Annotated in this window: 24 protein-coding genes and 2 pseudogenes; 4 read left to right on the top strand and 22 right to left on the bottom strand. The window is 62.5% G+C overall.

The genetic code is table 11. From position 1 onward, the window contains the following. Positions 1–129: 129 nt before the first annotated feature. The 3 genes from ASD01_RS26770 to ASD01_RS26760 all read right to left on the bottom strand — a co-directional run bounded on the left by ASD01_RS26770 (position 130) and on the right by ASD01_RS26760 (position 4060). A complete protein-coding gene (locus ASD01_RS26770) occupies positions 130–1671 on the bottom strand; it encodes an ABC transporter substrate-binding protein (protein WP_034801826.1) in 1542 nt (513 codons plus the stop codon). A gap of 123 nt (positions 1672–1794) precedes the next feature. Further along, positions 1795–2427: a helix-turn-helix domain-containing protein gene (locus ASD01_RS26765; protein WP_034801861.1), complete on the bottom strand. Its 633-nt coding sequence runs from the start codon at positions 2425–2427 to the stop codon at positions 1795–1797. A 175-nt stretch (positions 2428–2602) separates the two neighbouring features. Further along, entirely contained in the window at positions 2603–4060 is a 1458-nt protein-coding gene (locus ASD01_RS26760; RefSeq protein WP_060644735.1) for a M81 family metallopeptidase, read from the bottom strand. Between the two features lie 111 nt (positions 4061–4171). Between ASD01_RS26760 and ASD01_RS26755 the strand changes: the two genes are divergently transcribed. Next, positions 4172–4996, top strand: a complete 825-nt coding sequence (locus ASD01_RS26755) for a M55 family metallopeptidase (RefSeq protein WP_060644734.1) — start codon at positions 4172–4174, stop codon at positions 4994–4996. A 25-nt stretch (positions 4997–5021) separates the two neighbouring features. Beyond that, positions 5022–6260: an NAD(P)/FAD-dependent oxidoreductase gene (locus ASD01_RS26750; RefSeq protein ID WP_060644732.1), complete on the top strand. Its 1239-nt coding sequence runs from the start codon at positions 5022–5024 to the stop codon at positions 6258–6260. 18 nt (positions 6261–6278) lie between these two features. Here ASD01_RS26750 and ASD01_RS26745 read toward each other — a convergent pair whose 3' ends face one another. The 18 genes and pseudogenes from ASD01_RS26745 to ASD01_RS26660 form a co-directional block, all read right to left on the bottom strand. Further along, the gene (locus ASD01_RS26745; RefSeq protein ID WP_060529779.1) at positions 6279–7625 is read right to left on the bottom strand and encodes an MATE family efflux transporter; all 1347 of its coding nucleotides are present in this window, start codon (positions 7623–7625) and stop codon (positions 6279–6281) included. Further along, on the bottom strand, positions 7626–8204 hold the full coding sequence (locus tag ASD01_RS26740; RefSeq protein WP_060644730.1) for a peroxidase-related enzyme: 579 nt from the start codon (positions 8202–8204) through the stop codon (positions 7626–7628). Between the two features lies 1 nt (position 8205). Then, a complete protein-coding gene (locus tag ASD01_RS26735) occupies positions 8206–8706 on the bottom strand; it encodes a CMD domain-containing protein (RefSeq protein ID WP_060520885.1) in 501 nt (166 codons plus the stop codon). A gap of 31 nt (positions 8707–8737) precedes the next feature. Next, the gene (locus ASD01_RS26730) at positions 8738–10207 is read right to left on the bottom strand and encodes an NAD(P)-binding domain-containing protein (protein ID WP_060644729.1); all 1470 of its coding nucleotides are present in this window, start codon (positions 10205–10207) and stop codon (positions 8738–8740) included. A gap of 13 nt (positions 10208–10220) precedes the next feature. Beyond that, a complete protein-coding gene (locus ASD01_RS26725) occupies positions 10221–11291 on the bottom strand; it encodes an ABC transporter ATP-binding protein (protein WP_034801840.1) in 1071 nt (356 codons plus the stop codon). A gap of 5 nt (positions 11292–11296) precedes the next feature. Continuing rightward, entirely contained in the window at positions 11297–12088 is a 792-nt protein-coding gene (locus ASD01_RS26720; protein ID WP_060584577.1) for an ABC transporter permease, read from the bottom strand. Positions 12089–12097: 9 nt separating this feature from the next. Continuing rightward, positions 12098–13078: an ABC transporter permease gene (locus tag ASD01_RS26715; protein ID WP_060529775.1), complete on the bottom strand. Its 981-nt coding sequence runs from the start codon at positions 13076–13078 to the stop codon at positions 12098–12100. Between the two features lie 78 nt (positions 13079–13156). Further along, positions 13157–14257 carry an extracellular solute-binding protein gene (locus ASD01_RS26710; RefSeq protein ID WP_060584579.1) on the bottom strand — a complete coding sequence of 367 codons (1101 nt, stop codon included), beginning with the start codon at positions 14255–14257 and terminating at the stop codon, positions 13157–13159. Positions 14258–14320: 63 nt separating this feature from the next. Beyond that, entirely contained in the window at positions 14321–15316 is a 996-nt protein-coding gene (locus tag ASD01_RS26705; protein ID WP_060520883.1) for a LysR family transcriptional regulator, read from the bottom strand. A 128-nt stretch (positions 15317–15444) separates the two neighbouring features. Further along, positions 15445–15856 (bottom strand): annotated as a pseudogene (locus ASD01_RS37000) (zinc-binding dehydrogenase); the annotation flags it as partial. A gap of 1 nt (position 15857) precedes the next feature. After that, on the bottom strand, positions 15858–16678 hold an 821-nt coding region (locus ASD01_RS35025), incomplete at its 3' end, for an alcohol dehydrogenase catalytic domain-containing protein (RefSeq protein ID WP_244495309.1). 11 nt (positions 16679–16689) lie between these two features. Then, positions 16690–16917, bottom strand: a pseudogene (locus ASD01_RS26690) (aminotransferase class I/II-fold pyridoxal phosphate-dependent enzyme); the annotation flags it as partial. Between the two features lie 90 nt (positions 16918–17007). Continuing rightward, entirely contained in the window at positions 17008–18195 is a 1188-nt protein-coding gene (locus ASD01_RS26685; RefSeq protein ID WP_060644724.1) for a glycine C-acetyltransferase, read from the bottom strand. Further along, positions 18196–19305 carry an NAD/NADP octopine/nopaline dehydrogenase family protein gene (locus tag ASD01_RS26680; protein ID WP_176960305.1) on the bottom strand — a complete coding sequence of 370 codons (1110 nt, stop codon included), beginning with the start codon at positions 19303–19305 and terminating at the stop codon, positions 18196–18198. Between the two features lie 69 nt (positions 19306–19374). Next, positions 19375–20457 carry an ABC transporter ATP-binding protein gene (locus tag ASD01_RS26675; RefSeq protein WP_060580985.1) on the bottom strand — a complete coding sequence of 361 codons (1083 nt, stop codon included), beginning with the start codon at positions 20455–20457 and terminating at the stop codon, positions 19375–19377. Then, positions 20457–21251, bottom strand: a complete 795-nt coding sequence (locus ASD01_RS26670) for an ABC transporter permease (RefSeq protein ID WP_034805885.1) — start codon at positions 21249–21251, stop codon at positions 20457–20459. Before ASD01_RS26670 ends, ASD01_RS26675 begins: the two co-directional genes overlap by 1 nt. Further along, complete coding sequence (locus ASD01_RS26665) at positions 21251–22237, bottom strand: ABC transporter permease (protein WP_156623706.1); 987 nt, start codon at positions 22235–22237, stop codon at positions 21251–21253. The genes ASD01_RS26670 and ASD01_RS26665 overlap by 1 nt, the downstream gene beginning before the upstream one ends. A gap of 113 nt (positions 22238–22350) precedes the next feature. Next, positions 22351–23457: an extracellular solute-binding protein gene (locus ASD01_RS26660; protein WP_060644721.1), complete on the bottom strand. Its 1107-nt coding sequence runs from the start codon at positions 23455–23457 to the stop codon at positions 22351–22353. A gap of 300 nt (positions 23458–23757) precedes the next feature. Here ASD01_RS26660 and ASD01_RS26655 point away from each other — a divergent pair, with 300 nt between their 5' ends. Then, complete coding sequence (locus tag ASD01_RS26655) at positions 23758–24672, top strand: LysR substrate-binding domain-containing protein (RefSeq protein WP_034805874.1); 915 nt, start codon at positions 23758–23760, stop codon at positions 24670–24672. Positions 24673–24758: 86 nt separating this feature from the next. Beyond that, positions 24759–25301, top strand: coding sequence for a GNAT family N-acetyltransferase (locus tag ASD01_RS26650; RefSeq protein ID WP_060522057.1), 543 nt, complete (start codon positions 24759–24761; stop codon positions 25299–25301). Here the strand turns inward: ASD01_RS26650 and pobA are convergent. After that, positions 25295–26467, bottom strand: coding sequence for a 4-hydroxybenzoate 3-monooxygenase (pobA, locus tag ASD01_RS26645; protein ID WP_060522056.1), 1173 nt, complete (start codon positions 26465–26467; stop codon positions 25295–25297). The genes ASD01_RS26650 and pobA overlap by 7 nt on opposite strands. Positions 26468–26577 lie beyond the last annotated feature (110 nt).

The raw sequence follows: 26577 nt of genomic DNA, 5'->3' as shown, positions 1-26577 counted from the left end.
CGTCAGCCCTTCCGGCAGGGGAACCCCGGCCTAGCTTGGGAAACGAAGAACCCCTGCCGCCAGGGCCAGGGGCCGGCGGCAGGCGTTCCGTGGAATGCGGTCGGTCAAGCGAAGCTTGACCGTTCCTCCTCACTCCGTCTTCGACATCGTTCCGAAGTTGTAGACCTGGATCAGCATCGGATTGTAGACATAGCCCTTCACCGCGGCGCGGCGGGCGAAGATGTCGTTCTTCTCCATGATGTAGAGATATGGCGCGTCGTCAGTCGAAAGCTTCTGCGCCTCGATATAGAGAGCCTTGCGCTTTGCTTCGTCGACGATCGAAGCTGCCTCTTGGACGAGACCCGTCACCTTGCTGTTGTTGTAGAAGGAACGGTTGCCCGGACCGCCCATCTTACCGGCGTCGAACCAGTAGTTCATGAACATGTAGGGGTCGGCGAAATCAGGCGTCCAGGCGCCGGGCGCCATGTCGAACTTGCCGTTGGCGACCAACTCGCGCTTCGTCGTGTCGGCGACCGCCTGCAGATCGAGCTTGACGCCGATTTCTGCGAGAGAGGCTTGCAGCGCCAGACCGACCGGTTCCCAGGCAGGATCGGCCTGAGAGAAGGTATAGGTCAAATGGATGTCGCCCTTGCCGGATTCGGCAAGCAACGCCTTGGCCTTCTCGATGTCGTAGCTGTACTGGAAACCCTGCGGATCATGGCCCCACATGCCGCTCGGCACCGCGCCGCGCATCTGCTTGGCCTGACCGAGCATGATGCCGTCGATGATGCCCTGGTAGTCGACCGCATAGGAGATCGCCTGACGCACCTTGGCGTCGTCGAGCGGCGGCTGGCGATTGTTCATGTAGATGTAGTTCACATACATGCTCGGATTGCTCTCGACGACGACGGAGGCATCCTTCTGCAGCGCTTCGGCCTGATCGAGCGGGATCTGTTCGATGATGTCGGCATCGCCGTTGGTCAGTTGAAGGCGACGCGCCGACACGTCGCCGACGATGCGGAGCACGACCTGTTTCAGCGCCGGCTTGGCGCCTGCATAATGTTCGTTGCTGTCGAGCACGATGCTCTGGTTGCGCTCCCAGGAAGCGATGCGATAGGGACCGCTGCCGGCCGTATGCTCGGCGAGCCAGGCCTTCGCCATGTCGCCGTCCTTCTCATGCTCCATCACCTTTGGATTGATGATCGCAGCGCCGGAGACGGCAAGCGTTGAAATGAACGGCGCAAACGGCGCGGTCAGGTGAAACTTTACGGTCTGCGGGTCGACGACCTCGACCTCTTTCAAGACCGGGAACGCGTCGGACGGGCCAGCCTTCAGCTTCATCAGCCGGTCGAAGCTGAATTTGACGGCGGCGGCATCGACCGGCGAGCCGTCGTCGAATTTGTGGCCGGCCGCAATCTTGAAGGTCCAGACGAGGCCGGCATCGTCGGCAGTCCAGCTTTCGGCCAGTTCCGGCCCGACTTCCGTCGAGGCGCCCTTATAGGCGACGAGCCTTTCATAGGCGGCGTAAGTGAGCGTGTAGCCGCTGTTGCTGATCTCAATGCCTGGATCGGCCGTCGGCGGATCTTCCGCGCGCGCCAGCACCAGCACGTCCTGCGCAGCAATCGCGCCGGAAAGCGGCGTCGATGCCAGAAGCAATGCAATGCCGATCGATTTCCACTTGGAACCGTTCATCTCGTCGTCCTCCCCAGAACTGCGGCGTGCGATGCCCTCCCGGCACCCACCGCAGTCCTAGACTAGGAAACGATTTTCCTAAGTGCAATATTTTTTCTTATCGTATTTGTTTTTTAGTTTCGATCAGCTTTTGAGCTTGATCGTCTGCGCGTTTGCCAGTGTGGAGACCAATTCGGTTTCCGGGGTCGAGCAAACGCATAAGATCTGCGCCGGCTCCTCGCTGACGCTCAAATAGGCGTGTCCCATCATGGCGTCGAAGTAGCAGGAATCACCCTTCTTCAGCCGAAGGGGCGCGTAGATCTCGGTGTGAAGTTCCAATTCGCCGTCGAGGACGTAGAAAAACTCCTCGCCCTTGTGGCGGATGAGCGGCCCGAATTCCTCGAGCGTGCGCGCCCGTGCCATCGCTAGGATTGGGACCATCGATTTCTTGGAAATCTCCGTGCAAACATAGAGATAGTCGTAGTTCTGCGTGACGATCTCCCGACCGTCTCCGGATTTGGTATAGGTGCGCCGCCCCATCATGTTGGGGACGTCTTCCGCGCCCGTCATCGTCCCGAAAAGCTCGACGATGTCGACCTTCAGGCCCTGGGCAAGCTGGATCAAGCGGTCGTAGGTGAGCTGCATCTGGTTGTTCTCGACCTTGGAAAGGGTCGAGACCGCAAGCCCGGTCATGGAGCTGACTTCGGCCAAGGTCCAGCGGTTGCGATTGCGAATATCCTTGAGGATCTCGCCAAGGCTGGATTTCGCGTCGGTCATCGTTGGCGTCTCCATTTGCCTGCAGCCATCGAAGTGCTCGCCAGGCTTCGCCCGCCACAACACAGAATCCGATTGGCATGATAGGAAAACCATTTCCTATAATACGTGGCCGAAAGCAACATCGTGTTGACGGCAATCCCTGCCCCACAACCACTTGCAGCGTTTCGAAGCCCGCCTACTCCGCGAACGGGTTGGCGACCCTTGGCCAATAGGGGCGCTTCAGCTTGGTGAAAGCCAGATCCTCGAATGTCGGCTGCAAGGCGCCTGGCGCACTGACGTAATGAATGTCACGCGCGATCGGTTCGAAGCCGGCACGGAAGTGGTTGCTGGATTTCACCACGACGATCTTCTTTTGCGCGGGGTCGAGGCCAAGCGCTGTCATGCATTCCGGATGGAAGGTCTGCGTGCGCACTGTGTTGATCACGATGTCGATGCTGCCGGAAGACACCCACACGGCATCGCCGATGGCAAGCGGCGTCGGCCCGAAGCGCTGGGTGATGCCGGACGCGACGCGCCTGACCGTCACCGTCAGGTCAAGCGGGTCGCCGGATGCAGGCCCGACCTTGCCGCCGATCCTCAGTGCCAAAGTGGCCCCTTCCCCCGCCTCGCGGCACATGCGAACCGCAATCGGATCCCAATAGAGGCAGGAGGCCACGTCTTCGATACCGCGCTCGATGATGCGACGCAGGATGAAGGTCGAGTCTCCAGGCGCGCCTCCGCCGGCATTGTCCGAAACATCGGCAAGCACGATCGGACCGCTTGTCGCGGCAACGGCCCGGTCCAGCGCCGCGTCGATCCCGAGATAGTCTCCCCGCATCTGTTCACGCGCCTCGAATATCTCGCGAGCGAAGGACCGGGCGACACGCGCGGCTTTTTCCGGATCGTTGTCGGTCACAACAAGCATCTTGGCACCTACATCCTCGACATCGCCCCAGGGGAAGCCGTGACCGAAGGAGACCGAGAGCACACCGTCCTGCCCTTCCATCGCCTTCATGCGATCGACGATGCCGCGCAATGGTGCACGATGCGGGTGGAAGGTGTTGATCATGCGGCAGTCATGCATGCCCATGGCCGGCTTCACTTCGCCCGCAAGTGTGCGCTCCATCAGCCGGAACAGTTGCTCCGCAACCTCCTCGATGTCGGTGTGCGGATATTCCTTGTAGGTGGAGATCATGGTCGCATTGGCCAGCATGCGTTCGGTGATATGGCAGTGCAGGTCGAGTTCGGCTGCGACCGGCACATCCGGCCCCACCACCTGCCGGATATGCGCGAGCAGATCGCCTTCGACATCGTCGTAGCCGTCGGCCACACAGGCGCCGTGCAGCGCGAGCATCACGGCGTCAACGGGCATCGCGGCCTTGAGATCGTCGAGAATGGTGGCGCGGAAACTCTCATAGACCGCTCGCGTGGTCCTGCCGCCGGGCTCGGCCACGGCGCACAAGCTCTCCACCACATCCCAGCCTTTCTCTTGCGCGGCATTGCGCCAGACGAACATTTGCGAAGAGCAGCAGTTGAGCGGCTTGCCGGTGGCATCGCCATAGGCGATCAAGTTCTCGCGGAAGGCCTCGATGCCGGTCTGCATGGGCGAAAAGGTGTTGGTCTCCGTATCCAGCCCCGCGATGAAAAGTTTCATTTTCGCCTCTCGCCTATCAAGAAAGATATTTTCTAATCATAAAACTATGTTTATCGTCGGAAAGTCAAATGCATTATCCGCGCCCTTGCGCGGCTGACCGGGGAGGCAGGAATGCGCATCTATATTTCCGCTGACATCGAAGGGATCGTCGGGGTCGTGAGCCGCGACCAGCTGATGCCCGAAGGTTTCGAGTACGAGAACGCCCGGCGCTGGATGACGGACACCGTGGTTCACGCCTGCGAAGCCGCGCACGAGGAAGGCGTCGAGGAGGTCATCCTCAGCGATTCCCATGGAAATGGCGAGAGCATCCTGATCGACCGCCTGCCGGACTATGTGCAGGTCGTGCGCAGCTGGCCGCGGCCGCTGATGATGATGCAGGGCGTCGAGCTAGGCTCCTTCGTCGGCGCGATGCTTCTCGGCTACCATGCCGGCGCAAGCCACAAGGGCGGCGTGCTGTCGCACACGATCGGCGGCACCGCCTTTGCCGAAGTGCGCATCAACGGCACCGTCATGCCGGAGGCCGGGATCAACGCCGCCATTGCCGGACATTTTGGCGTACCGGTGCTGCTCGCATCCGGTGACAACGTTGCCCTCGACGAAATCAAGGAGCGGATCGGCGACATCGTGACGGTGCCGGTCAAGCAAGTCTACAGCACGCAATCGGCTATCACATTGACGCCCGCCGTCGCCCATCGCCGCATCCGCGAGGGCGTCAAGAAGGCATTGTCGAGGGCCGGTTCGGCAAAGCCGTTCAATTTGGAGAACCCCGTCCTTGAGATCGTCTTCCGCAACCGCCTTCCGGCCGAATATCTTTCCTATCTCAAGGGCGTCGAACGCACCGACGGGTACACGATCCGCTACCAGGGCGACGACATGGTCGACGTCTCGCGTTTCATCCAATTCGTGGTCGGCTACAATTCCCGCCTCACCTTCTAACGAAGCATTTCCGCGGAACCAATCCATGACCACCTCTATCGTCCTCGGCGCCGGCATGGTCGGCGTCTCCACAGCGCTCGCTTTGCAGGAAACCGGGCACCAGGTGGTGCTTATCGACCGCAAGGCACCGGGCCGGGAAACCAGCTACGGCAATGCCGGCATCATCCAGACCGAGGCCGTCGAACCCTATGCTTTTCCTCGCTCGCTTGCCGAGATCGTCAGGGTCGGATTGAAGCGCGGCAACGATACGGACTGGCGGCTCGGCGACTTGCCGCGGCTGGCCGGACCGCTCTGGCGCTATTTCACGCAATCGGCGCCGGCGACTTATGCGAGAACCGTCGCGGCCTACTCGAAGCTGGCGCTGCGGGCGAGCGACGATCATGCGCGCTTCATCGAACCCGCCAATGCCGGCGACCTGATCGTTCGCGAGGGCTGGCGCGCAGTCTACCGTTCGCCAGGAAAGCTCGATGCGGCTGTCGCGACCGCCGAGCGTCTGAAACGGGAATACGGCGTGCCGTCGGACGTGCTTACCTCCGACGAGCTTGCGGCAAGCGAGCCTGCGCTCAAAAGCCGGCTGGCGGGCGCAGTCCATTGGACCTCACCCTGGACCTGCCGTGATCCGGGCGACCTGGTCTCGCGCTACGCCGCGCTCTTCGTCGCCCGCGGCGGCAAGGTCGCCCAGGGCGATGCCATGTCCCTGCAGCAGACCGGCGCGGGCTGGCGGGTCCTGTCGGAGGGTGGCAATCTCACGGCTGAAAACGCGGTCGTCGCCCTGGGGCCGTGGTCGCCGATGCTTTTGGCGCGGTTTGGCTATCGTGTCCCCATGGTGTTCAAGCGCGGCTACCACTGGCACTTTGGCGGCAAGGAAGGCCCACGCATTTCGATGCTGGACATCGACAGCTCCGCCTTGATCGCCCCGATGAACGCGGGGTGGCGGGTTTTGACCGGCGCGCACCTGGCGCCGCTCGGCACCGCCCCGGCATCCCGACAGATACGACACGCTGTCAGCGCCGCACGAACGCTCTTTGCACTCCGCGACCCCATCGAAGCAGCGCCATGGTCGGGTACCCGTCCCTGCATGCCCGATATGCTTCCCGTCGTCGGGCCCAGTCGTCACAAGGGCCTGTGGTTCCATTTCGGCCATGGGCACCAGGGCTTCACCCTGGGGCCGACGACAGCACTTCTCCTGGCCGAGCAGGTTGCCGGGGATCGCAACAATCCGCTGGCCCTGCCCCTGTTGCCGTCGACCCGAGACTGGGTATAGCCGAACGTCAGGGCCCGGTCATTGGCGCACGGTCGAAAATGTGCGGTCGGCGAGCCGCGGCAGCATGAGCCGGAAGGCGACGCTGCGGGCGCTTTGGAACAGGATCAGCGCGATCCACAGTCCGTCATTGCCGAAGACCGGCTGCAGGATCGCCCAGGCGGCAAAGTAGATCACCAGCGAGGCGACCATCAGATTTCGCATCTGCCGCGACCAGGTGGCGCCGATATAGACGCCATCCATCTGGAAGGCGACGATACCGAAGATCGGAAGGGCGGCAACATAGGGCAGGTACGCGTGTGCAAGTGCTGACACGCTTTCCGACGGGGCGGTGATGCCGATCACCCAGTCGCCGGCCACAAAGAGACAGAGCGCGACGAGCCCGGCAAAGACGAAGCCCCATACCGTGGTCAAACCAACAGCACGGTCGAACGCCGGCCGGTAGCGCGCGCCGACGGCTCGTCCGGCCAGTTGCTCCGCCGCCGTTGCCACCCCGTCGAGAAAGGCGACGCCGAAGAAATAGAAGCGCAGCAGGATCGTATTGGCCGCAAGGACTTCGATGCCGAGCATGCCGCTTTGGCGGGTGAAGAAGGAAAGCCCGATCAGAAGCGCGAAGGAGCGGATCATCATGTCGCCGTTGACCGAAAAAGCGCGGCGGAACGCCGTCAGATCCGGCAGGTTCCACGCGCTCCGGTCGGTCTTTGCCCAGATGAGGTAGAGCCCCGCCAGTGCCGTGACGGCTTCGGCAACGAGAGACGCGGCAGCAACGCCCGCCACACCCCAGCCGAGACCGAGGACCCAGTGCACGCTCAAGCCGGCGTTCAGCGCATTGAGCAAGGTTTGCAGGATCATGCCCCAGAGCGCATCGCCACGCCCGATGATCCAGCCGAAAACCACGAAATTGAAGAGGACGAAGGGCGCCGACCAGACCCGCCAGGCGAAATAGGTGGCGGCCGCTTCGGCGACCTTGCCTTCCGCGCCCATGGCGGCAAGGCCAAGCGCGCCGATCGGCTTTTGAAGTAAAAGCAGTGCCAGCCCCGCCACGATCGCGATGATGAGGCCGCTTGCGAGCATGCGCTGCTCTTCACGCCGGTCACCGGCGCCGAGCGCCTGGGCCGTAAAGCCCGTGGTCGCCCCTCGCAGGAAGTTGAAGGTGACGAAGATGACGTCGAAGATGACGGTCGAAAGCGCCACGCCGCCGATCAGGGTCTCGTCGCGCAACTGGCCGATGACGCCGGTTGCGACGAGCCCGACAAGCGGGCTCGACAGATAGGCGATCATCATCGGCAACGCGATGCGAAGCACGTCGCGATGCGCGATGTCGAAGGGACGGACCGTGACCGCAGCGTGATCGGAAGCGTGTTTCACTCAATCCAGCCGGTGTGGTTCGCCGAGCGTATGCATCAGCCGATTGGCCCAGCCGAAGATTGCAACCGCGTGGATAAGGTCGAGGATCTGCAGGTCGTCGAGGCCGATCTCGCGCAGATGGTAGAACTGGTAGGCGCCGACATTGTCGGGATGCGCCGTCAGGTCGACGCCGAAATTGAACAGCGCCTGCTCGAATTCCGGCAGGTTCGCGTCAAGGCCGCTGTCATAGATCTCGTCCACCACCTCCGGCCGCTTTTCGAGCTGGATGTAGCGCGCCGCATGAACCGAGGCGCAATAGATGCAGCGGTTGACGAAGGATGCGGCAAGCGCGCCGATCTCCCGGCCACCGCGCGACAGCCCGCCCTCGCTATACATGATGTCGTTGAAGAGCGGCGTGCGCTCCTTCAGGGTTTCCGGCTCGTTGGCGAGAACCAGTACATAGTCCGAAATCTTCTTGTTGGACGGCGTGATCTTCAGCGCGTCGAGCTGTTCGGGTGTGGCTGTCTCAACATCGACCGGCTTGACATAGGGCTTCCAGTCGAGCGCTTCGACGGTGAATTCGTGCACGGCTTGCGACATCTCAGTTGTCCCTCAGCATCTTGAGGCCGGCCGTAACCAGCACCTGATAGTTCACGAAGGCGATCAGGCCGGCGAGCGTGACAATGTCCCGGTCGTCGAGACCTGCGGCGGCGAGCTTTTCGATGTTGGTGCGCGTCGCCTCCTTCGGCGAAAGCGTGACGAGATCGACATGGGCGAGGATCGCCTGAAGGCGGGGGTCTTCGATGCCGTTGCCAGGATCGGCAATAGACGCCAACGCGGAGCCCTCGTCCTCGCGTTCGAGCAGCGCCCGGAAATGCGCGGAAAGCTCCTGCGACTTCCAGAGTGCCGCCATGCGCGCAGCAAGGGCTGCTCGGAGCGCATAGGAGAAGTTGCGCGGATCGGCTGGGCGAAGGGCAGCCTGATAGCTCGTCTGGCTCAACTGCTTCAGCTTCGCCCGCTGTTCGCGCAGCGCCTGCAGGTCGGGAAAGCGATCGAGCCCGAGCACGGTGTCAATTACGTCAGTTGTCGATGGAGAGGTCATTGGTTTTCCTGTCATCTGAAACGCGGGAGGTTCAGGCCGTCTTCTGCGCCGGCGTCGGCGCGTCGGCATCCACCCATTCGGTCCCGTCGAGCTCCGGCTTTTCGTAGGCGATTAGCGCTTCCCAATGGTAGTCGACATCCCGAATGAAGAGCGAAGCCGCGACCCCGCGCGCCAGCCACAGAGCGCCCTCGCTGATGGCGGGGATGTCGCCGCTGACCTTGCCGACGCTGACGGAGGCGCCGTAGTTGAAGCAGTGGATGTCCTTCAGCCAGGGGGCTGTTCCCGGCTCCTTCTCGGTGAAGGAGAAGTCTCCGTTCAGCCAGGGGAAGCGCCCGAGCCCGGGGTTCTCTTCGCCCGGTGGCGGCGCGTAGCGGTCATCCCAGCAGGCGATCTGGTCCTGATAGGGGGCAAGCTCGCTGCGGCTCAGCGGATCGATCGAGAACCCAGTGCCGAGGATGACGAAGTCGGTGCGGAAGATGCGCCCGCCGGTGGTGGTGATAACGACCTCGCCGCCCTCTTCCCTCATCGACCGGATGCCGCAGTCGAAGTGGAAGTGAGCGTTCGGGTGCCGGCTGACGCGCAGCGTCGAATTGTGCGGCGCCGGCGTCTGCTGCTTGGCCGCATAATCCATCAGCCGCCAACGCCATTCCGGCGAGATCTCGGCAAAGCCTGCGGTTACACCATAAGAGCCGATACCCATCAGCTTGTTGACCGTCGGCATTTCCTTGCGGCGGGCGAGAAGCCGCACCTCCCCTGCCCCTTGCTCCAGTGCCTCGGCGGCATTGTCGACCGCCGAAGCACCGACACCGATGACGACGACGCGCTTGCCCTTCAGGCGATCGAATTCGATCTCGTCGGCCGAGTGCGCCCAGGACTTGTGCCGCGCCATGCCCTTGACGAAATCCGGAATGGTCGGCTCGCCGAGCCCATCGCGGCCCGTCGCCATCACCAGCTTGCGGGTGATGATCGACGGTTTTGCGCCGCCGGCGATTTCAAGTTCCAGCAGTCCATCGGGGCGCGGCACGACGCGGGTGACATGCGTGTCGTTTTCGACCGGAATGTCCATGACATCGCGATACCAGCGCAGGTAATCCATCCACATAGGCCGCGGGATGCGAAACAGCTCCTCCCATTCCGCTTCACCATGAAGCGCCGTGAACCAGGCGCGGAAGCTGAGTGACGCAACGCCCAGTGCCGGGCCGAGGAGGATCTTCGGCGAGCGCAGCGTCTCCATGCGCGCATAGGTGACCCAAGGGCCCTCGAAACCCTTCGGAGCGCGGTCGACGATGCGCAGATTGGCAATGCCGGCACGCGTCAAGGCATGCCAGGCAACGAGCCCGCACATGCCGCCGCCGATCACGATCACATCGCTGACGTCATCGCCCGCCGCAGTCGTCACCGGCTTCGACCAGTTGGCCGGCGGATAGTTGAGGTAGCTCAGGTCCTGTCTTACCCGCGCATTGAGCGCGGCAAGCCGTTGCTGCTTTTGACTGTCGGTCATCCCAGATCTCCCTTCACTTCGCCAAAAGGACGGCATCGCGGTCGCGCCACCCCACCCAGACGTCGTCCCCTTCGATGTGCGAAAGCGCCACCGGATCGATCTGCGCCTCGAGCGTGCTGCCGTTGTCGAGCTTGACGGTCAGCGACGTGTGAGCCCCCTTGAAGACGCGCTGATCGATGCGCCCTTTGAGCGACGGCCGGTCTTCCGGCTTGCGCGACAGGCAGAAAACCGCCTCCGGTCGCAGCGCCACGGTGGCGTGGTCTCCCGGTATCGGCGAGGTGCCGTTCACATCCGCATGCACGATGTTGCCGCGCCACTCGACGGCAGCGATCTCGCCGGAGACCGAAGCAACCGTGCCTTCGAGGAAATTGCTCTGGCCGATAAAGTTTGCAACGAAGCGGCTGCGTGGCCGGGCGTAGAGCTCGTCCGGTCCTCCCATCTGCTCGATCCTGCCCTTGTTCATCACGACGATGACGTCGGACATGGTGAGCGCTTCCTCCTGGTCGTGGGTGACGAAGATGAAGGTCTTGCCGGTCTTCTTTTGGATCGACTTCAGCTCGATCTGCATCTGCTGGCGCAGCTTCGCGTCGAGCGCCGACAGCGGCTCGTCGAGGAGCAGCACGTTCGGATCCGGAGCCAGCGCCCGCATCAGCGCCACGCGCTGGCGCTGTCCGCCGGAAAGCTGTGCCGGCATGCGTTCGGCGTGATCCTGAAGGGAGACGAGGGCGAGGAGATCGCTGACCCGTCTGTGGATCGCGGCGCTCTCCATGCCCTTCAATTCCAGGCCGAAGGCGATGTTGCGGCCGACCGTCAAATGCGGAAAGAGCGCGTAGTCCTGGAAGACGATGTTGACGTTGCGCTTGTTCGGCGGCAGGTGCGAGATCGGCTTGCCCTCGAGGTAGATTTCCCCCGACGTCGGGCTGTCGAAGCCACCGAGCATGCGCAGCGTCGTCGACTTGCCGCAGCCGGATGGGCCAAGCAGCGTGACGAACTGGCCGGGCGCGATCGCAAGATCGAGATCATCGACGGCGGTCAGCGCCCCATAGGACTTGTTGACGTTCTTGAAATGGACGACAGGCTGCATTTGCGTCAGCTCCTCGATCGGCGGGTGAAATGCTCGGCATAAAGGCCGATGGCGGTGGTGACGACGAGCACGATGGTCGCCATGGCGTTGATTTCCGGCGACATACCACCTTGCACCTTGGCGAAGATCAGCATGGGCAGGGTCGGCTGGTAGCCGCCGAGGAAGAAGGTGCGGACGAAGTCGTCGATGCTGGTCAACACGCAGAAGATCATGCCGCCGAAGAGCGCCGGCATCAGATAGGGGATGGTGACGCGCAGGAAGGCGATGAAGGGATCGGCGCCGAGATCGCGCGCCGCATCCACCAGATTGGCCGGCATCGACCGCAGCCGGGTCAGAACCATGATGACGACGAAGGGCACGGCATGAACCGTATGCGCAAGGATGATCGCGAAGGTTCCGGTCGGAATGTCGACGGCGCGGATGAAGATGCGCATCGAGATCGCGTTGATCAGCCCCGGCACCACGGCCGGAAGACAGGCGAGCGCGAAGATCACTGCCTTGCCCCAGATGTTTTCCGCCGAAACGAGAAGTGCGATCCAGACGCCGATGATCGTCGCCGAAACGGTGGTCGCGAGCGCAATGCCGATCGAATAGAGCGAGGCTTCGAGGAACTGCTTGTCCTGGATCACCTTGCCGTACCAGGACAGCGTCCAGTTGCCGATCGGGAAGGCGATAAAGTTCGCGTCCTTGAAGCTCATCGCCGTCATCAGCGCCAGCGGCAGGACCAGATAGACGGCAAAGATCCAGTAGGAAGCACCGAGCGCGGTTTTCGGAAGGTCGTTGAAATAGGTTCGCATCGTTCGCCCTCACATCAGCCGGACGGAGCGACCGCCGACGACCCGCATGAAGAGCCCGACGGTCGTCAAGGACACGACAAGCATGATCATCGAGAAGGCAGCACCTTCCGGCCATTTGTCGTTTGAGCCGTGAAACAGCGTCGCGATAACTTCAGGGAAAATCACTGAATTCGGGCCGCCAAGCAGCAGCGGCGCAGCGAAGACACCGACAGCCGTCAGGTAGACGAGGCTGCAGCCCGAGACGATGCCGTCCTTCGATAGCGGCAGGATGACCCGGCGAAACCGCTGCCACGGCCCAGCCCCAAGATCGGCTGCCGCCTGGATCAGCGGCGTCGGGATCTTCTCGATCGCCGAATAGAGCGGCAGGAGCATGTAGAGCGCCAACAGATAGATGACGCCGAAGCTCAGCGAAAAGAAGGTGTAGAGCATCGGGATCGGCCGGTCGATGAAGCCGAATTCCCGCAAGAGCACGTTCAGCGCCCCGCGGTTGGCGAGCAGCATGATGACCGAGAAGGTGCGGATCAGCTCACCGGCCCAGAAGGGGATGAGCAGCAGCAACAGGGCCCGCATCCGGTTCTTCGGCTGCACAATCTTTGCGACGTAGTAGGCCACGGGATAGACGATCACCAGTGTCGAGATCGTGACCACGGCGGCAAAGATCAGGCTGCGGACAAAGGGCAGGAAATAGAGCCGATCGGAGAAGAACAGCGCGTAGTTGGCCAGCGTGTATTCGCTGCTCTTGTCCGGCTGCGGCGGATAGTTGGCAAGTAGGCTGATATTGGCCATCTGCAGGATCGGCCCGATATGCAACATGGCGATCCAGAAAAGCGGCACGCCTGCCAGCACGGCGAGACGCACGCGCCGGCTTTCGACGAGCAGGCCGATCGTATGGCGATAAAGCCCCGAACGTGCCGCCTTGCCGATCCATCCGGCATAGCGCGGCACCGTCGACAAACCGACGGATGGCGGTTGTGTTGTCGTATCCAGCATTGTCTTTGTTCCCGGCTCTGGAAGAGTCCATTTTATGACGGGCGACCGGCCTCAGCCGATCGCCCGGATTTTGATAGGTCAGGCCGACTTGATCTCGGCCGTTGCCTTGTCGATCATCTCGTTCTTCATGTCGCGGTTGACGGAGCTGAAGAACTGGATGCGTTCGACCTGCTCGGGCGGCAGCGACAGCGCGGCACGCTCCTTCTCGTCCAGCACCTTGTCGACGCCGTCGAAGGCCGACGAGAAGCCGGACTGGCGGGTCATCGCAGCACCAATCTCCGGCGAGGACAGGATGGCGTCGAGGAAGGTGTAGGCCGCGTCCGCGTTCGGCGCGTTGTTGACGATGTTGAAGGAGTAGAGGAAGCCGAATGTCCCTTCCTTCGGCACCGAAATCTCGATCGGATGGCCGTCCATGATGAGCTTGGCGGCCGGACCGGACCAGGCCTGCGCCAGGTAGATGTCCTCGTTGACCAACATCTGCTGCAGCTCGGAGCCGGCATCGTAGTACTTGCGCACCTTGTCCTTGTGCTGGATGAGGAAATCGCGGGCCTGGTTCGTTGCGGCCTGTGCGACTTCGGGCTTGTCGCCGTAGGTCACATAGTCGCCGTCGTTGCCCTGGTAGCGCATGACGATCGAGAGGAAGTCGCTGACGATGTAGGACGTCAGGTTCTTGTTCTCGTCATCGAACATGATCGCCCAGCTGTCGGAAGCCTTGGCGTATTCGGTGTTGCGCACCAGGCCCTCGAAGCCGGCAAGCAGCGGCACGCCGAAGGTCTTGCCGTCGACGGTCAGTTGCGGCGCGCCCTTGTAGGCGGCGGCGAGCTTGCCCCAGTTCTTCAGGCGCGCGGTGTCGAGCGACGAGAGCAGATTCGATTTCATGAACTGCGACAGGCGGTGGCCGGTCACGGTGACGATGTCGGTGGAAGGTGCAGCCCCTTCGGCGGTCAAAAGGTTGTACTGCTTTCCCTGGTCGTCGGTCAGCCGGATTCGCACCTCGATGCCGGTATCCTTCTGGAACTGATCGATGAAGGACTGCGGTACGAACTTGTCATAGGTCGTGATGTTGACGACCTTGCTCTGTGCGAAGGCCGGGCGGATGATCGAAGGCGCTGCGAGCACACCGGCGCCGGCCGCCAACAGCTTCATTGCCGATCGGCGGGTGACATCAAAATTGTTCATCTCGTTCTCCTCATTTTGGCAGGCTCAATTCTCGTGTGGGCGTTCAGAGCTTTTTGCTCCCCTTTATTTCGCCGCCGGGTTGTCCGGCAGCGCACCATTGCCGGCGTTCCTGCCGGCAAAGCTCCTTTCGGCGATACGCGCCATCTGCTTGGGATCATGCACTGTCAGATCCGGCATCCGCTCCGAAGCGATCCGCGCTATCCGTTGAATGAGTTCCCGAACGCCGGCCGAGAGCGGGCGCGAGCCGGCTGACAGGATCGCCCATAGGAAGGGGATCTCGACATCGAGAGGCCGAATGACGATGGGCGCCGATTGCAGACCGTAGGCCGTCGCCGGCTCGATGATCGCCACGCCAAGGCCGAGCGATGCGACCTGCACGGCGTTATTGGCCGCGTTGGTCGCGATAATGCGATTGGGCCGCACGCCGGCCGCATTGAGCACTTCATCAACGCTATGGCGCAGCCGAAACGGATTGGACATGGTGACCAGCGTGCGCCCGGCCAGATCGGCGATCGAGATCACGTCTTTCGCAGCCAGCGGATCGTGCGGCGCAACCGCGGCGACGCAGCGCCCTTCGAAAAAACCCTGAACGTCCAGGCCGGGCTGATCGGCCGGCAGCGACGTCACGCAGAAATCCGCCGTCCGCGCAAACACCGACTGCACGGCGGCCTCGGCCGGCATGCTGCGCAGATTGATCGTGTGGGGCAGCAGATGCTCCGGCAGTTCGGCAAGCGCGATCGGGATGATGCCGCTGGCAAAGGCCGGCGTTGCGGCGATCTCGATCGGCTCGGGTTCCTTGCCGGCGATTGCCTTGGCGCGATTGCGCAGGTGCCCGATGCCGCTGACGAAACGCTCGGCATCCTCATGGAAGGCAATGCCCTTGTCGGTCGGCGCGATCCTCGGGCCATTCCGCTCGAACAGCGCAAAGCCGAGCGACGTCTCCAGGTCCTGGATCAGGCGCGTCACCTGCGACTGCGAGCGGTCGAGCAGGCGGGCGGCACCTGTGATGCTGCCCGTCGACATAACGGCGAGAAAGGCCTCGAGATCGCGTACTTCCATCGGCTATCATGCGCTCCTTGCATGGTGGACGATCAATAGTGCATAAAACGCATTCTTAGTTCTAGTGACAAAAGACAATTTTTCTCGGATGGGGTCGACCGGGCCGGATCGGGCCGGCCCTTGCGGCCTTACCAGTCCATGACGACTTTTCCGGAATTGCCGGAGCGCATGGCCTGAAAGCCGTCGCGGAACTCGTCGATCTTGATGCGGTGGGTGATGACGGGGGCAAGGTCGAGGCCGCCCTGCACGAAGGCGATCATCTTGTACCAGGTCTCGAACATCTCGCGGCCATAGATGCCCTTGAGGTTGAGCATCTTGAAGATCACCTTGTTCCAGTCGATCTCGAAGCCGGCCGGCGCGATGCCGAGGATGGCGATCTTGCCGCCATTGTTCATCTTGTCGATCATGTCGCGGAAGGCAGGGGCCGCTCCCGACATTTCCAGCCCGACGTCAAAACCTTCGGTCATGCCGATCGCCTTCATCACGTCGGCAAGGTTTTCCTTCGAGGCATCGACGACATGGTCGATGCCGACGCTTTTGNAGCCCGACGTCAAAACCTTCGGTCATGCCGATCGCCTTCATCACGTCGGCAAGGTTTTCCTTCGAGGCATCGACGACATGGTCGATGCCGACGCTTTTCGCGAGCGCCAGCCGCGTCGGGTTGATGTCGGTGATCACCACCTTGCGCGCGCCCGAACGCTTGGCGACCAGCGCCCCCATGATGCCGATCGGCCCGGCGCCGGTCACCAGCACGTCCTCGCCGACGAGATCGAAGGAGAGTGCTGTGTGCACCGCATTGCCGAACGGATCGAAGATCGCCGCGATCTCGTCGGGCACATCCTCCGGGATCGGCACGACGTTATACTCCGGCAGGCAGACGAACTCGCCGAACGAACCYGGCCGGTTGACGCCGACGCCGAGCGTGTTGCGGCACAGATGCCCGCGGCCGGCCCGGCAGTTGCGGCACTTGCCGCAGACGATGTGGCCCTCGCCCGAGACCCGCTCGCCGACATGGTACTTGGTGACGGCCGAGCCGACCTCGGCGATCTCGCCCATGAACTCGTGACCAACGACCATCGGCACCGGAATGGTCTTTTGCGCCCACTGGTCCCAGTTCCAGATGTGCACGTCGGTGCCGCAGATCGCCGATTTCTTCACCTTGATCAGCACGTCGTTCGGGCCGATCTCCGGCACCGGCGCCCACTGGTCCCAGTTCCAGATGTGCACGTCGGTGCCGCAGATCGCCGATTTCTTCACCTTGATCAGCACGTCGTTCGGGCCGATCTCCGGCACCGGCACGCGCTCCATCCAGAGGCCCTCTTCCGGCTTCGACTTCACCAGCGCCTTCATCATGTTCGTCATCAGTCTCTCCCTCAGATCACGCCGAGGTCGCGGCCGACCTCTTCGAAGGCGGCGATTGCCCGGCGGACATCCGCTTCACTATGCGCTGCCGACATCTGCGTGCGGATGCGCGCCTGGCCCTTCGGCACCACCGGGAAGGAGAAGCCGATGACATAGACGCCCTTCTTCAGCATGCGCGCCGCCATCTCCTGGGCGAGTGCGGCATCACCGAGCATCACCGGGATGATCGGGTGGCCCTCGCTCCGGCACCGGCACGCGCTCCATCCAGAGGCCCTCTTCCGGCTTCGACTTCACCAGCGCCTTCATCATGTTCGTCATCAGTCTCTCCCTCAGATCACRCCGAGGTCGCGGCCGACCTCTTCGAAGGCGGCGATTGCCCGCCGGACGTCCGCTTCACTATGCGCTGCCGACATCTGCGTGCGGATGCGCGCCTGGCCCTTCGGCACCACCGGGAAGGAGAAGCCGATGACATAGACGCCCTTCTTCAGCATGCGCGCCGCCATCTCCTGGGCGAGTGCGGCATCACCGAGCATCACCGGGATGATCGGGTGGCCCTCGCCGGCCAGCGTGAAGCCGAGCTTCGACATCTCGGTGCGAAACAGGCTCGCATTGGCATAGAGCCGTTCGCGCAAGGCATCGCCGTTGTCGATCAGGTCGAACACCTTCAGCGAGGCGGCGGCAATCACCGGCGCCAGGGTGTTGGAAAACAGGTAAGGGCGCGAGCGCTGCCTGAGCCAGTCGACCACTTCGGCCTTGGCCGCGGTGTAGCCGCCCGAGGCACCGCCGAGCGCCTTGCCGAGCGTGCCGGTGATGATGTCGATCCGGCCCTCGACGCCACAATGTTCGGCCGAGCCACGGCCATTCTTCCCGACGAAACCGACCGCATGGCTGTCGTCGACCATGACCATGGCGCCATATTTGTCGGCGAGGTCGCAGACGCCACCGAGATTGGCGATGATGCCGTCCATCGAAAACACGCCATCGGTGGCGATCAGCTTGAAGCGGCTGCCCTCGGCCTTCTTCAGTTCCTCCTCCAGCGCCGCCATGTCGTTGTTGGCATAGCGGAAGCGCCTGGCCTTCGACAGCCGCACGCCGTCGATGATCGAGGCGTGGTTGAGCGCATCGGAGATGATCGCATCCTCTTCGCCGAGCAGCGTCTCGAACAGGCCGCCATTGGCGTCGAAGCAGGAGGAATAGAGGATGGTGTCTTCCAGGCCGAGGAAGGACGAAATGCGTGCCTCCAGCTGTTTATGCTCCTCCTGCGTGCCGCAGATGAAGCGCACCGAGGCCATGCCGTAACCGTAGCGGTCGAGCGCCTGTTTGCCGGCCTCGGCCAGCTCCGCGTTATCGGCAAGGCCGAGATAGTTGTTGGCGCAGAAGTTGAGCACCCGCTCGCCCGAGGCGACTTCGATCTCACCCGCCTGCTTCGAGGTGATCACACGCTCCGACTTGTACAACCCGGCCGTCTTCAGGCCCTCGAGTTCTAAACGGAGATGGGTGAGGTAGCGGTCGCTCATTCAGGCACGTCCCTCGGCTCGATCGGCGGCAGCAACAGGCGGAAACCCGGTGCGGCACAGGGCATCGAGACCTTCGAGATCCAGTCGCTCGAGGCCCAGTTCCGGAAGGAGGTCGTTCTCGCCTTCGAAGTCCCGGCCGTACATGGCCGAGAAGATGCGGATACCGGCCTCGTGCAGGTCTGCCGGGCATCCGGCAAGGCGCGCGAGCTGCGCCGTCACGACCAGACCGAAGGGAACATCCTCCGTCACGTAGCGGCTGTCGGCCGTCGCAGGACCCGTGCCGTTATGTCCGGCCTCATGCATTTCCTGGTTCATCTGCGAGATCGTGCTGACCGGCACATGGAACGACAGGTGGAAATGCTGAAAAATGTCGCGCACCTTCAGCTGCAGCTTCTCGGCGACAGCCAGGCGTTCGAGGTCGAGTGTCTCCAGGAGACGACCGATATTGGGGGTGACGTTCTGGGCCTGAACCCAGGTCTCGCCGCGCTCCATGCGCGACATGTTGCCGAGCGCGATCCCGAGGTGGTTTTGCGGATTGAGGTTTGAAAGCGCGATCGCCAGAAGGCTGCCGCGATCGACAAAATGTTCGCCGAAGAGTGCCGTGCAGACCGCATGGCCGCGCGCACTTTCCGATGCCGGAACGGTCGCGAGATCGACCTGCTTGCGGATGGTGTTCACCTGCACCAGCGCAGGGCCGAGCTTCCGGCCGCTGACGATCGTCGTGCCCCAGGCAACGATCGGCAAGGTGATGCCGCGTGCTGCCAGAAGCGACGAGAGATAAAGCGCTCCGAACGAGGTATGCGAGCTGAAGATCACCACTTGACCGGCAGTCAGATGCGGCGCGATTGCGTCCAGCACGAAGCGGTGACCATAGGCCGGCAGCGCGATGAGGATCGCATCGGTATCGTGGACGAGATCTTCCGCACGCTTGGCAACGGCCGGAAGGAAGGTGCCTTCGATGGCGCCCTCGGCCGTGAGGCGCCCTCCCTCTGCGAGTGCCACAGTGCCGGTGCCGGACGGCGACCAGAGCGTTGCCTTGTGTCCCAGTTTTTCAAGAAGTGCAGCGGTGCCAAAGGCAATAGAGCCAGCACCTGCGATACCTACGCGCATGTCGTTTTCCACTTTCATTGATATCGGGTGACGGGCGCAGCCGGGGCGCCCGCTGTCGAGGTGTTGCGGCTAAGCCGCGTTTCGGGCGGGGATGAGCGTGGTCGCTTCGGACGACCAGCCGACCCAGATGTCGTCGCGGCTTAGGCCTTCCACCTCGCTCGGATGAACGAGCGCGTTGAGCAGATGCCCCTCGCCGATCTCGACCTTGAGCGATGTGTGGTTGCCCTTGAAAACCCGCTGGCGGATCCGTCCACGGATCCGGTTGGCGACACCCGGTTCCTGCGCCGAGCATTGGATCGCTTCCGGCCGCAGGACGACGTAGATCGCGTCGCCGGCCTTGGGCGAGAGCGCGCCGGCGGACGCCTTGATCGTCATGCCGTTCCACCGCACCGCCGCTTCGCCGGCGTCAGTACCGACGACGTCGGAATGCAACAGATTGGTTTCGCCGAGGAAGGTCGCCACGAAGGCGGAGCCGGGGCGCTTGTAGAGGGTCGCCGGATCGCCCATCTGCTCGATCCGGCCATTGTTCATGACCACGATCGTATCCGACATGGTGAGCGCCTCTTCCTGGTCGTGGGTCACGAACATGAAGGTCTTGCCGGTCTGTTCCTGGATCGCCTTGAGCTCGATCTGCATCGTCTGGCGAAGCTTGGCGTCGAGGGCGGAAAGCGGCTCGTCCAGAAGCAGAACGTCGGGATCGGGCGCCAAGGCGCGCATCAGCGCGACGCGCTGACGCTGGCCGCCCGACAGCTCGGACGGAAGACGTCCGGCAAAATCCTGCAGCTGCACGAGTTCCAGAAGCTCCGATACGCGCCGCTGGATCTGGCGGTTGTCGACACCCTTCAACTCCAGGCCGAAGGCGATGTTCTTCGCGACCGACATGTGCGGGAACAGCGCGTAATCCTGGAACACGATGTTGACGTTGCGCCGGTTCGGCGGAACCATTGTCACGTCGCGGCCGGAGAGCAGGATGCGGCCCTCCGTCGGCGTTTCGAACCCGCCCAGCATGCGTAGCGTTGTCGACTTGCCGCAGCCGGAGGGGCCGAGCAGGGTGACGAACTTGCCGCGCTCGATGTTGAGATTGAGATTATCGACGGCGACAAAGCTGCCGAAGCTCTTGCGGATATTTTCGAACTGAACAACCGGTTGCATCAGCGGATCCTCGAACGACGTGTGAGATATTCTGCGTAGAGCCCGACCACGGCGGTCACGACCAGGACGAGCGTCGCCATGACGTTGATCTCCGGAGACATGCCGGACTGCACCCGAGCGAAGATCAGCATCGGCAGCGTCGGGCGATAGCCGCCGAGGAAGAAGGTGCGGACGAAGTCGTCGCTCGACAGCAGCAGGCAGAAGATCATGCCGCCGAAGATGGCCGGTCCCAGATAGGGAAGCGTGACGCGGAAGAAGGTTACGATACTGTCGGCACCGAGATCGCGCGCGGCATCGACCAGATTGCCCGGCATCGAGCGCAGCCGCGTCAGCACCATGACCACCACGAAAGGCACGGCGTGGACGACGTGGCCGAGGATGATGGCGACCGTGCCCGTCGGCAGATCGATGGTGGTGATGAAGATGCGCAGCGAAATCGCCGAGATCATGCCCGGCACCACGGCCGGCAGGCAGGCCACCGCAAAGGCCACGTATTGAGCGGCCCCGCGCAGCGACCCGATCAGCATCGCGATCCAGACACCGATCACCGTTGCAATGGCCGTCGTCGCCGCGGCGATCATGATTGTATAGAGGCAGGCGTCCAGGAACTGCTTGTCCTTTATGACCTTGGCGTACCAGTCGATCGTCAGGTTTCCGAGCGGAAACGAAATGAAGCTCGCGTCCTTGAAGCTGACCGCCACCATCAGCGACAACGGCAGAAACAGGTACAGGACAAACAGCCAGTAGAAGGACTTGAGGGCCAGCCCGGGCCAATCGTGAAACAGGGCGCGCATCAGAATGTCCTTTGCTTCGAGCCGCCGACGACCCGCATGAACAGACCGACGGTGACGAGGGATGCGGCAAGCATGATCATCGCGAAGGCGGCACCGGCCGGCCAACGGCTGCTGGCGCCGTGGAAGAAGCTGCTGATCGTTTCGGAGAACATGCTGGTGGTCGGCCCGCCGAGCAGAATGGGAGCGGCAAACACGCCCATGCAGGTGAGAAAGACCAGCGAGCATCCCGACACGATGCCGTCGCGCGAAAGCGGCAGGATGATGCGGCGAAAGCGGGTGAACGGCCCTGCCCCGAGATCGGCTGAGGCATCGAGCAGCGACTTCGGGATCTTCTCGATCGCCGAATAGAGCGGCAGCAGCATGTAAAGGCAGACCATGTAGACGAGGCCGAAGCTGATCGAAAACGAGGTGTAGAGCATCTGGATCGGACGCTCGGTCAGCCCGATTTCCCTGAGCAGCACGTTAACGGCACCGCGATTGGCGAGAAGCATGATGACCGAGAAGATACGGATGATTTCACCGGCCCAGAACGGGGCCAAGAGCAGGAGCAGCGCCCGTGACCTGTTGCCGGTCGCAACCACCTTCGCCACGTAATAGGCAACCGGATAGACCACGACCAGGGTGACGGCGGTTGCGATGGAGGCATAGATGAAGCTGCGCAGCAGCGGCATCCAGTAGAGCTTTTCACTGAAGAAGAGCGCGTAGTTGTCGAACGTGAATTCGGCCTCGACGCCCGGCTGCGGCGGATAGCTGGACAGGAGGCTGATGCGCAGCATCTCGTAGATGGGGCCGATATGCATCATCAGCATCCAGACGACCGGCACGCCGGCCAAAAGCAGGATGCGTCCGTATCGCCACTCGGCAACGGCGCCCAAGGTGTAGCGATAGAGCAGTGAGTTGATCACCCTCGCGACACCGGTCGAGTATTTCATGTGCGCAGCACGGACGGGGAGACCGCCACCTGCCGCATGTGTTCCCACGGCCATTGAATTATCCCAAAGCTTGTCCGCGACCCGACGGGCGTTGGCAGAACATGCGTCACCGTTCTGACCCCGCCGCCACGGCGAGGTCAGTCAGTCAGTCATCGCAATGCGATTGCTTAGGCCGCTTTCAGTTCGGCGACGGCGCGATCGATGATCTCGTTCTTCATCGAGCGGTTGAGCGAGCTGAAGAAGGTGACGCGCTCGAGCTCGTCCTGCGGCAGGGTCGATGCCAGCCGCTCCCTCTCGTCGAGCAGCTTGTCGACACCCGATATCGTCGAGCTGAAGCCGGAGGTGCGCGTCATCGCCGCCCCGACCTCGGGGTTCGCCAGGATCGCGTCGAACAGCTTGTAGGCGTTCTCGGCGTTCGGCGCGTTGTTGACGATGTTCAGCGTGTAGCAGAAGCCGTAGGTGCCTTCCTTCGGAACCGACAGCTTGACCGGCACGCCGTCCATGATCAGCTTGGCGGCCGGGCCCGACCAGGCCTGCGCCAGATGGATGTCCTCGTTGATGAACATCTGCTGCACTTCGCTGGCCGCATCGTAGTATTTGCGAACCATGTGCTTGTGCTTGATCAGGTGGTCGCGCGCTTGGCTGGCGGCCTTCTGGGCCTCCTCGACCTTGTCGGTGTAGGTGACGAAGTCGCCGTCATGGCCCAGATACTTCATGGTGATCGACATGAAGTCGCCCGCCATATAGGCGGTCAGGCCTTCGTACTTCTCGTCGAACATGATGCCCCAGCTGTCGGCCTCCGACACGTAGTCGGTGTTGCGCACGAGGCCTTCGTAGCCGGCAAGGATCGGCAATCCCCAAAGGTTGCCCTCGAAGCGCGCCCAGGCGGCGTCCTGATAGGCGGGGTTGAGGTTCGACCAGTTACGCAGCTTTGCCGTATCCAGCGCCTGCACCAGTTTCGAACCGATGAACTGGCCGTAGCGATGGCCGGCGACCGTCACGATGTCCGTGGTCGGGTTTGCGCCTTCCGCCGTCAAGAGATTGTACTGCTTGCCCTGGTCGTCCGTCAGGCGGATGCGAACCTCGATGCCTGTGTCCTTCTGGAACTGCTCGATGAAATCCTGCGGCAGGAACTTGTCATAGGTGGTGATGTTGAGAACCGAGCTCTCAGCACGCGCCGACCGGATGAGGTAAGGCGCGGTGAGCACCGTTGCACCGCCTGCCCCCAACAGCTTGAGCGCGTTCCTGCGATTGATCTTCTGCCCGATAATCATTTGTTTCTCCTCTCGCCTCCCAGCGTGACTTGATGGCGCCAGAGCGCGCATACGCGCTTCTGATCCCGTCGCCGATCGCGCAGCCGGATCGATCCAGTTGCAGCCTGCATAAAGATTGGCGCAGCAAATTTGGTCCGTCTAATTGTTTTTGAGCCTGCATCCATTCCAAAAGGTTATAGCCCAGAATTTAAGCCGGCACGGCAAACGGCGATATTTTGCGGGGGTCTTGGTCGGCCGGATTGTCAACCTCCGCGCACAAAGCTAGGGTATGGGCAAGTTTGCCCCGAATGAAGTTATGAAATGAAGCGCGCACCGAACCTGCGACAAATCGAGGCTCTTAAAGCCGTGATCGAATGCGGCACGGTCAGCCGTGCCGCGGAAGTGCTGCATATCTCGCAACCCGCCGTGAGCAAGCTCCTGGCGCATCTGGAAGAAGATACGGAGCTTGAACTCTTCGACCGCATCAAGGGGCGGCTCATTCCTTCAGAGCATGGCATGCGGCTCTACAAGGAGATCGATCGTGTCTTCGCCGGCATCAAGCAGATCGAGCGCGCCGTCGACCTGATCCGGCGCGAGGAACTGGGGCAGATCTCGGTCGGTGTGATGCCGGCGCTTTCCGGCCTCTTCATCAGCGACACCAACAAGCGCTTTCTTGCGGGGCACGGCGACGCCTACATCTCGGTGGTGATCCGCAGTTCGCAGTTCATCGTCGAGTGGCTGCTTTCCAAGCAGGTCGATATCGGCCTCATCAACCGCAATACGGACAACCCCTACATCGAGTGCGTTCCCTTGCGCGGCGGAGACCTCGTCTGCATTGCGCCGCGCGACCATCGCTTCGCTGCGAAACAGGAGATCGTGCCCGCCGATATCCACGGCGAGCCCTATATCGGCTTTGCCGCGGACAACCGCATCCGGCAAAAGATCGAAAGCACGCTCGATGTCTATGGCACGCGGTTGAACTACATCATGGATGCGACCCTTGCGCCGGCGGTATGCGAAATGGTCGCCAACGGACTGGGGATCGCCATCGTCGATCCGGTGTTCGCCTTTGGCCAGCGCGACCGGCTGACAATCAAGCCGTTTCTCCCCAGCATTGCGTCGGATCTCAGCCTCTGCTGGCTCCGCGAAACGAGAAACCGCCACCTGGTCGACGCCTATGTCGAGGCGACCCGCGCCACGGTGCAGGATATGCGGCTGGCGATGGAAGCGAACTGAGGCCCTGTCGGCGGCCCGTGGGATTTCGCGGCTTTACAAGCCCCGCCCCACAGCCGAGATTTGCGACCCCGACAAAATGGTGAACCATGCCGACCGCTCCCCTCCTTGTTGACGCATTTTCCGAAGCGCATATCCCCGAGATGCTCGACTGGTTTTCAAGCCTGGAGGCGCTGGTGCAATGGGGCGGCCCCGGCCTCTCCTTTCCGCTGCAAGCGGCACAGCTCGAAGCGATGCTCGCCGGAACCAAGGGTGCCGAACCTGAGCGCTTGATGTTTGCAGGCGTCGCCGACGGCAAGCTCGCCGGCCATGCGCAGGTAGCGCTCGACTGGGCAAACGGCGTCGGCCGCCTCGCCCGGGTTGCCATCAATCCACGCATGCGCGGCCAGGGCCTCGCCCAGCCTTTCCTCAGCGAAGTCACCCGCCGCTTTTTCGCCGACCCCGCCTTCGAGCGGCTGGAGCTCAACGTCTACACGTTCAACGAGGCGGCGATCCGCACCTACCGAAGCCTCGGCTTTTACGAGGAAGGCGTCAGACGCTCCTCCGCCAAGGTCGGAGATGCCAGGTGGGACACAGCGATCTATGGCATGCTTAGAGGCGAATGGGCCGACCGCACCGCCGCCGCTCAGTAAGGCAAGCCGACATAGTTCTCCGCCAGCGCCGTTTCTGCCGCCACCGAATGGGTGAGGTAGTCGAGTTCGGCTTCCTGGATGCGCTGGTCGAAATCGCCGGTATCCGGAAAACGGTGCAGCATCGTCGTCATCCACCAGGAGAAGCGCACGGCCTTCCACACGCGCGCCAGCGCCCGCGCCGAATAGGCGTCGATGCCGGCATTCGAGCGATCCTGGTAGTGTTCGAGCAGCCCCTCGAAGAGATAATGCACGTCGCTGGCGGCAAGGTTCAGACCCTTCGCGCCGGTTGGCGGCACGATATGGGCGGCATCGCCGACCAGGAACAGCCGGCCGAAACGCATCGGCTCGGCAACGAAAGAGCGCAGCGGCGCGATTGATTTTTCAAAGGACGGTCCCGTTACCATTGCTTCGGCATGATGAGACGGCAGCCGCCGGCGAAGTTCGTCCCAGAAGCGCGTGTCGGACCAATCCTCGATCTTTTCGCTCACCGCGCACTGGATGTAGTAGCGGCTGCGCGTCGTCGAACGCATCGAGCAAAGCGCGAAACCGCGCGGATGGTTGGCATAGATCAGTTCGTGGTCGACCGGCGGCACGTCGGCGAGAATGCCCAGCCAGCCGAAGGGATAGACCTTCTCGAAGGTCTTGAGCGCCTTTTCCGGTACCGACTTGCGGCTGATCCCGTGAAAGCCGTCGCAGCCGGCGATGAAGTCGCAGTCGATGCGCTGCGCCGTGCCATCCTTCTCGAAGGTCACATAGGGCAGATGACCGTCGAAATCATGCGGTTGGACATTGGCCGCCTCGTAGATCGTGACAGCCCCTGAGCGCTCGCGATGCTCCATCAAGTCGCGCGTCAGCTCCGTCTGGCCATAAACCATGACGCGCTTGCCCCCGGTCAGTTGCCTGAGATCGATGCGGTGATCGCGGCCATCGAAGGCGAGCGAGAAGCCGTCATGCGGCAGGCCCTCCTGATGCATGCGCGCCCCGGCTTGAGCGCGATCCATCAGGCCGACCGTGCCTTCCTCCAGCACGCCGGCGCGCACGCGCCCGAGGATGTAGTCCTTGCTGACACGGTCGACAATGACATTGTCGATGCCCGCTTCCGTCAGCAATTGCCCGAGCAAAAGCCCTGACGGGCCCGACCCGATGATGACCACCTTGGTGCGCATGCTCTCCTCCGGAATTGCTCTTTGTCAGAATTGTCTTTTGGCAAAATCTGCGCCGGGCCGGCTTCGCTCTCAATGGACAAATCCGCCATGAAATTGCACAAATCGAACAT

It is taken from the genome of Ensifer sp. Root423 (assembly GCF_001426275.1).
GTDB classification, from domain to species: Bacteria; Pseudomonadota; Alphaproteobacteria; order Rhizobiales; family Rhizobiaceae; genus Ensifer; species Ensifer adhaerens.
Note: the sequence above shows the minus strand (reverse complement) of the source record. Positions and strands in the feature narration are given on the sequence as shown.